The 7,403-nt window shown below is 73.2% G+C and carries 1 protein-coding gene; it reads right to left on the bottom strand.

What is annotated here, in order from left to right; genetic code table 11:
* The coding region (locus tag GBN72_RS08280) for a type I polyketide synthase (protein ID WP_151771929.1) at positions 1–7,389 on the bottom strand (7,389 nt) is incomplete at its 3' end.
* Positions 7,390–7,403 lie beyond the last annotated feature (14 nt).

Below are 7,403 nucleotides of genomic sequence, written 5' to 3'. Positions count from 1 at the left end.
CGCCGGGCCCATGCCCATCAGATCGAGACCGGCGATCGAAGGACCGGCGGAGCGAAGCCAGTAGCTCTGGTGCTGGAAGGGGTAGGTGGGGAGGTCGACGCGTCGTCGGTTCGTGCCGGTGTAGTAGGCGGTCCAGTCGACGGTGGAGCCGTTCACGTGCAGTTCGGCGAGAGCGGTGACGACGGCGTCGGTCTCGGAACGGTTCTTGCGCAGGGCCGGGACGAACGCGGCGTCTGCCGCCGTTTCCTGGGCCATGGCGGACAGAACCCCGCCCGGTCCCAGCTCCAGGTAGGTGGTCACGCCCTGGGTGTCCAGGTGACGGATGCCGTCCGCGAACCGGACCGCCTGGCGGACGTGGTTCACCCAGTAGTCGGCGGTCAGCAGTTCCTCGCCCGCCGTTTCACCGGTGAGGTTGGAGACGATCGGAATGCGCGGGGCGGCGAAAGTGGCCGCCTGCACGACCTGCCGGAACTCCTCCAGCATGGGCTCCATGCGCGGCGAGTGGAACGCGTGGCTGACCCGCAGCCGCTTCGACTTCTCGAACCGGTCAGCGATCGCCAGTACTTCGTTCTCGTCGCCGGAGATGACGACCGAGGTGGGCCCGTTGAGGGCGGCGATGGAGACGTTGTCGGTGAGCAGGGGCAGGATCTCGTCCTCGGTCGCCTGCACGGCGACCATCGCCCCACCCTCGGGCAGGGCCTGCATCAGCTGGCCGCGTGCGGCGACCAGAGCGGCAGCGTCCTCCAGCGACCAGACGCCCGCGACGTGCGCGGCAGCCAGCTCACCGATCGAGTGGCCGAGGAGGTAGTCGGGGGTGACGCCCCAGTGCTCGACCAGCCGGAAGAGAGCCACCTCGACCGCGAACAAACCGGCCTGCGTATAGACAGTCCTGTCCAGCAGGTCCGACTCGACGTCGAAGACCAGGTCCTTCACCGGCCGGTCCAGGTGCCTGTCGAGTTCCGCGCAGACCGCGTCGAACGCGTCCGCGAACACCGGGAACGCCTCGTACAGCTCCCGGCCCATCCCGGCCCGCTGCGAGCCCTGGCCCGAGAACAGGAACGCAGAACGCCCGCCCCCAGCCACACCCGACACCGCACCCGCGGCCGAACGGCCCTCGGCCACCGCGCAGAGTGCCGCGATCAGGTCCTCCGGCGCCGTGGCGACGACCGCCGCCCGGTGTTCCAGGTGGGCGCGGCCGGTGGCCAGTGAGTACGCCACGTCCAGGGGCGACGTCGTCCCGCTCACCGAGTCGGCCAGGCGTTCGGCCTGCGCACGCAGACCGGCCTCGCTACGGGCCGACAGGACCCACGGCACGACCGCCGAGGACGCGGGGGACACCGGGGAAACGGAGGACACGGGGCTCTCGGCACCGGCCTCGTCGACGGGCGCGGCTTCGAGAACGGTGTGGGCGTTGGTGCCGCTGACACCGAAGGACGAGACGGCGGCCCGGCGCGGGCGCTCGCCCGTCTCCGGCCACTCCCGAGCCTCCGTCAGCAGCTCCACCGCGCCGGCCGACCAGTCGACCTTCGACGACGGCTCACCGACGTGCAGAGTCGCGGGCAGCACCCCGTGGCGCATCGCCATGACCATCTTGATCACGCCCGCCACACCGGCCGCTGCCTGCGTGTGCCCGATGTTGGACTTCAGCGAACCCAGCCACAGCGGCCGCCCGTCCTCCGGACGTTCCTGACCGTACGTGGCCAGCAGCGCCTGCGCCTCGATCGGGTCGCCCAGCGTCGTGCCCGTGCCGTGCGCCTCCACCGCGTCGACGTCGGCGCCGGTCAGACCGGCCCCGGCGAGCGCCGCGCGGATGACGCGCTGCTGCGACGGCCCGTTGGGGGCGGTGAGGCCGTTGCTCGCGCCGTCCTGGTTGATCGCCGAGCCGCGCACCACCGCCAGCACCTGATGCCCGTTGCGCCGCGCGTCGGACAGACGCTCGACCAGCACCACGCCGACGCCTTCGCCCCAGCCGGTGCCGTCCGCCTCGTCCGAGAAGGCCTTCACCCGGCCGTCCGCGGCCAGGCCGCCCTGACGGGAGAACTCCGCGAACACGGTGCCGGTGGCCATCACGGCGACGCCTCCGACGAGAGCGGCCTCGCATTCGCCGTTGCGCAGCGCCTGGACGGCCATGTGGAGGGCGACCAGCGACGACGAGCACGCCGTGTCCACCGTCACCGCCGGACCTTCCAGGCCCAGCACGTACGACACGCGGCCCGAGAGCACGGCGGTGGCCGTGCCGGTCATGAGGTAGCCCTCGGTGCCCTCCGGCGCCTGGACGACGTCGCTGCCGTAGCCCTGGGAGGAGGCGCCGACGTAGACGCCGGTGCGGCTGCCCTTCATCGACGAGGGGTCGATGCCCGCCCGTTCGAAGACCTCCCAGGACGCCTCCAGCAGCAGACGCTGCTGCGGATCCATGGCCAGGGCCTCACGCGGGTTGATGCCGAAGAACGCGGCGTCGAAGTCGCCGGCTCCGGAGAGCCAGCCGGCTGCGACGGACAAGCCGTCCTCGGGGGCGGCACCCGGCCATGTCCGGTCGACGGGGATGTCGCCGACGGTGTCCACGCCCTCGGCGACGACCCGCCAGAGTTCCTCCGGCGAGCTCACGCCCCCGGGGAACCGGCAGCTCATCCCGACGATGACCACCGGGTCGTCGTCGGACGGAGCGAGGCCGTCGAGCGGGCCGGTCACCGCGGACCGTGCCGTGTTCCCGTCGGCCGGCTGTCCGAGGACGAGCGTCAGGAGGTGGTCGGCGAGGTCGGCGACGGTGGGGTAGTCGAAGACCAGGGTGGTGGGGAGGCGCAGACCGCTGAGCGTGCTGAGCCGGTTGCGGACGTCCACGGCCGTGAGGGAGTCGAAGCCGAGTTCGCGGAAGGGGCGTGCCGCGTCGAGTTCGGCGGCGTTGGCGTAGCCGAGGACTGCGGCCGCCTCCCCCCGGACGAGGTCGAGGACGCGGTTGCGCTGTTCGGCCGGGGCCAGCCCGGCGAGGCTCTGCTGCAGCGCGGAGGTGACGGCGGACTCGCCGCCCGCCTCGGCCTCGGCGGCGTCCAGGATCTCCCGCACCTCGGGCAGGTCCTCGAGCAGCGGACTGCGGCGCGCGACGGTGAACGAGGGGACGAAGCGGTCCCACCGGACGTCGGCGACGGTGAGGGCCGTCTCGTTCCGGGCGACGGCCTGCCGCAGCGCGTTGATGTTGAGGTCGGGGTCCATGACGGGCAGACCACGGCGGCTGAGCAGCTGCTCCGCCTCGCCCTTGGCCATGCCGGCGCCGCCCCACGCACCCCAGGACAGGGCGGTCGCGGTACGGCCACGGGCCCGGCGGGCGGCGACGAACGCGTCCAGGTAGGTGTTGGCCGCGGCGTAGGCGCCCTGACCGCCACTGCCCCAGATGCCGGAGATGGAGGAGAACACGACGAAGGCGTCGAGCGGCTCGTCACCGAGGACGTCGTCCAGGTTCCGGGCGCCGGCGACCTTGGCCGTGATCACGTCGGCGAAGGTGGTGGGGTCGGTGTCCTCGATGGAGCTGAGCTGGCTGACGCCGGCCGTGTGGATCACTGCGGTGACCGTGTCCCCTTGCTCGCGCAGCCCGTCGACGAGCAGCTGCACGGCGGCTCGGTCGGCGACGTCGCAGGCGGCGACGGTGACGCGCACGCCCTGGGCGGTCAGCTCCTCCCGGAGTTCGGCGGCGCCCGGCGCGGCCGGTCCACGACGGCTGGTCAGCACCAGGTGCTCGGCCCCCAGCTCCGCGAACCGGCGGGCCAGGAAGGTACCGAGGGCACCCGTGCCACCCGTGATGAGGACGGTGCCGCGCGGGGTCCAGCTCTCGGTGGCCCCTCCCATCGGGGCGCGCAGCAGGCGCCTGGCGTGGACGCCGGTGGACCGGACGGCCACCTGGTCCTCGCCGTCGTCCCCGCCGGCCGCCCCGAGGACGGCGCACACCCTGGCCAGGGCACGGTCGTCGAGGACCGCGGGAAGGTCGATCTGCCCACCCCAGCGCGCCGGGTGCTCGAGGCCGACGACCCGTCCGAAACCGGAGACCATGGACTGCGCGGGTGCGGTGAGCGTGTCCGACCTGCCGACGGAGACGGCCCCACGGGTGAGCGTCCACAGCGGGGCGGAACCCCGCGTGGCCACGAGCGCCTTCACCAGGTCGACGGTGGAGACGAGCCCGGTGGGCAGCGCCGGGAAGTCGGGGTGCGGGGTCTCGTCGAGTCCGAGCAGGGAGAGGACGCCGTGGACGTCCTCGGTGTCGTCGAGTCCGGTGAACGCGTCGAGGGTGAGCTGTCGTGCCTCGGCGCCGTGCCGGGCGAGCCCGGTGACGAGGACGTCGGCAAGGCCGGACGTCTCGGCGGCCGGCGCGTCCGGTACGACGACCAGCCAGCGCCCGGTCAGGGCGGCGGGCGCCTCACCGGACGTGGCCACGGGCTTCCAGGTGACGTGGTAGCGCCAGGCGTCGATCGTCGAACGTTCCTTGCGTCCGCGCCGCCACGAGCTGATGACGGGCAGGGCCGCGTGCAGCGGCTCGCTGTCGGCCCCGCCGAGGGCGGCGGCCAACGCTTCCGCGTTGCCCTGCTCGACGGCCTCCCAGAAGCGCGCCTCGTCGGGGTCCGCGGTCCGCGCGGTCCCCGGTACGGCGGCACCGGCCGGGGCGTCCGGCCAGTAGCGCTGCTTCTGGAACGCGTAGGTGGGAAGTGGGGTGCGGCGGGCGCCGGTGCCGGCGAAGACGGTGGTCCAGTCGACGGTGACGCCGTGGCAGTGCGCCTCCGCCAGGGAGGTCAGGAAGCGGTCGAGGCCGCCCTCGTCGCGGCGGAGGGTGCCGAGTACGGCGGCGTCGGTACCGGTGTCCTCGACGGTGCCCTGAAGGCCGAGAGCCAGGACCGGATGAGGGCTGACCTCGACGAGGACGGTGTGCCCGTCGGTGAGGGCGGCGCGGGTCGCGTTCTCGAACTCGACGGTGTTGCGGAGGTTGTCGTACCAGTAGCCGCCGTCCATCGCCGTCTCGGCGATGTCCAGGAGGCGGCCGGTCAGGGACGAGTAGAGGGGCGTGCTGCCCTGCTGGGGGGTGATCCCGCCCAGCAGAGAGGCCAGCTCCTCCCGGATGGCTTCGACGTGGGCGGAGTGGGAGGCGTAGTCGACGTCGACCCTGCGGGCGCGGATGTCGTTGTCCTGGCAGTGGGCCAGGAACTCCTCGAGGGCGTCGACGTCGCCCGACACCACGGTCGACGAGGGCCCGTTGACCGCGGCGACCGAGATCCGGCCGTCCCACGCGGCGATCGCCTCGCGCACGACGTCGGCCTCGTGGGCCACGGACACCATGCCGCCGAGACCGGCGAGGGCGGTGATGGCGCGGGACCGCAGGGCGACGACCTTCGCCGCGTCCTCCAGCGACAGGATGCCCGCCACCGCGGCGGCGGCGATCTCGCCCTGCGAGTGACCGATCACCGCGGCGGGCTGAACACCGTACGAACGCCACAGCTCGGCGAGGGACACCATGACGGCCCACAGGACCGGCTGGACCACGTCCACCCGCTCCAGACCCTCACCACTGCGCACCATATCCAGCAGCGACCAGTCGATGTGCGGAGCCAGAGCCGCCGCACACTCCGCCATCCGCGCCGCGAACACCGGCGAGGACTCCAGCAGCTCGACCGCCATCCCGACCCACTGCGCCCCCTGACCCGGGAACACGAACACCGGACGGGTGCCTCCCGCCGACGCACCGCGCACCACGCCCGGGGACGGACGGCCCTCCACCAGCGCGGACAGCGCGGCCTCGAAACCGTCGAGGTCCGAGGCCACCACCGCCGCACGGTGGGTGAAGGCCGTACGGGTCAGTGCCAGGGAGTGGCCGACGTCCGCGACCGGCGCGCCAGGGTTCTCCCGGACGTGGACCAGCAGGCTCTCCGCCTGGGCCTTCAGCGCCTGCTCCGACTTGGCGGACAGCACCCACGGCACCGCCGCGCCCACCGCACCCGCCGGGGCGGAGGGTGTCTCCGCCTGGGCGGTCGTTTCGGACGACTCCTCGGCAGGCGCCTCCTCCAGGATCACGTGCGCGTTGGTCCCGCTCATGCCGAAGGACGAGACCCCGGCCCGGCGCGGCGCGTCGGCGGCCGGCCAGGCGACCGGCTCGCGCAGCAGTTCGACGGCGCCGGCGGTCCAGTCGACGTGCGGGGTGGGCTCGTCGGCGTGCAGGGTCTTCGGGAGCATCCCGTGCCGCATCGCCATGACCATCTTGATGACGCCGCCGACTCCGGCGGCGCCCTGGGTGTGGCCGATGTTGGACTTCAGGGAGCCGAGCCGCAGCGGACGGCCGTCCGCGGGCCGCTCCTGGCCGTAGGTGGCGAGCAGGGCCTCGGCCTCGATCGGGTCACCGAGCCTGGTGCCGGTGCCGTGCGCCTCGACCACGTCGACGTCGGCGGCGGTGAGGCGGGCCCCGGCGAGGGCGTCCAGGATGACGCGCTGCTGCGACGGTCCGTTGGGCGCGGTGAGGCCGTTGCTGGCGCCGTCCTGGTTGACGGCCGAACCGCGCACCACCGCCAGCACCTGGTGCCCGTTGCGGCGGGCGTCGGACAGCCGCTCCAGCAGCAGCATGCCCACGCCCTCGCTCCACGCGGTGCCGTCGGCGGCCGCCGAGAAGGCCTTGCAGCGGGCGTCGGCGGCGAGGCCGCCCTGTTCGCTGAAGCCTCCGAAGGCGCTCGGCGTCGACATGACGGTGGCCCCGCCGGCGAGCGCGAGGGAGCACTCGCCGTTGCGCAGGGACTGCGCGGCCAGGTGGATGTTCACCAGGGAGGTGGAACAGGCCGTGTCGACGGAGACGGCCGGTCCCTCCAGGCCGAGGGTGTAGGCGATGCGGCCGGAGACGACGCTGGCGGCCGTGCCGGTGAGGATGTAGCCCTCGGTGCCCGCAGGCGGGGGTGCGAGCAGGTGCGCGTAGTCCTGGCCGGTGGTGCCCGCGAAGACCCCGGTGCGGGTCCCGGCGAGGGAGTCGGGGGTGATGCCGGCGGCCTCGAGCGTCTCCCAGGCGACCTCCAGCAGCAGCCGCTGCTGCGGGTCCATCGCCAGCGCCTCGCGCGGCGAGATGCCGAAGAAGGCGGGGTCGAAGTCGGTGGCGTCGTGGACGAAGCCGCCTTCCTCGCAGAAGTCCGTGCCGTCCGGCGACTCGAGGGGCCAGCCGCGGTCCCGCGGGAATCCGGACATCGCGTCGGTGCCCTCGGCGACCAGTCGCCAGAGCTGTTCGGGCGTGCGCACACCACCCGGGTACCGGCAGCCCATCGAGACGACGGCGATGGGTTCGCTGTCGCGGGCCTCCACCTCACGCAGGCGCTGCCGCGTCTGGTGCAGGTCCGCCGCGACCAGCTTCAGGTAGTCCCGGAGCGTCTCTTCGTTCGCCATTCATCCCCACCCTG

Source organism: Streptomyces abyssomicinicus (assembly GCF_008974245.1).
In the GTDB taxonomy this organism is placed as follows: Bacteria; Actinomycetota; Actinomycetes; order Streptomycetales; family Streptomycetaceae; genus Streptomyces; species Streptomyces abyssomicinicus.
The sequence above is the reverse complement of the archived record's forward strand: the minus strand, read 5'-3'. Positions and strand labels throughout refer to the sequence as shown.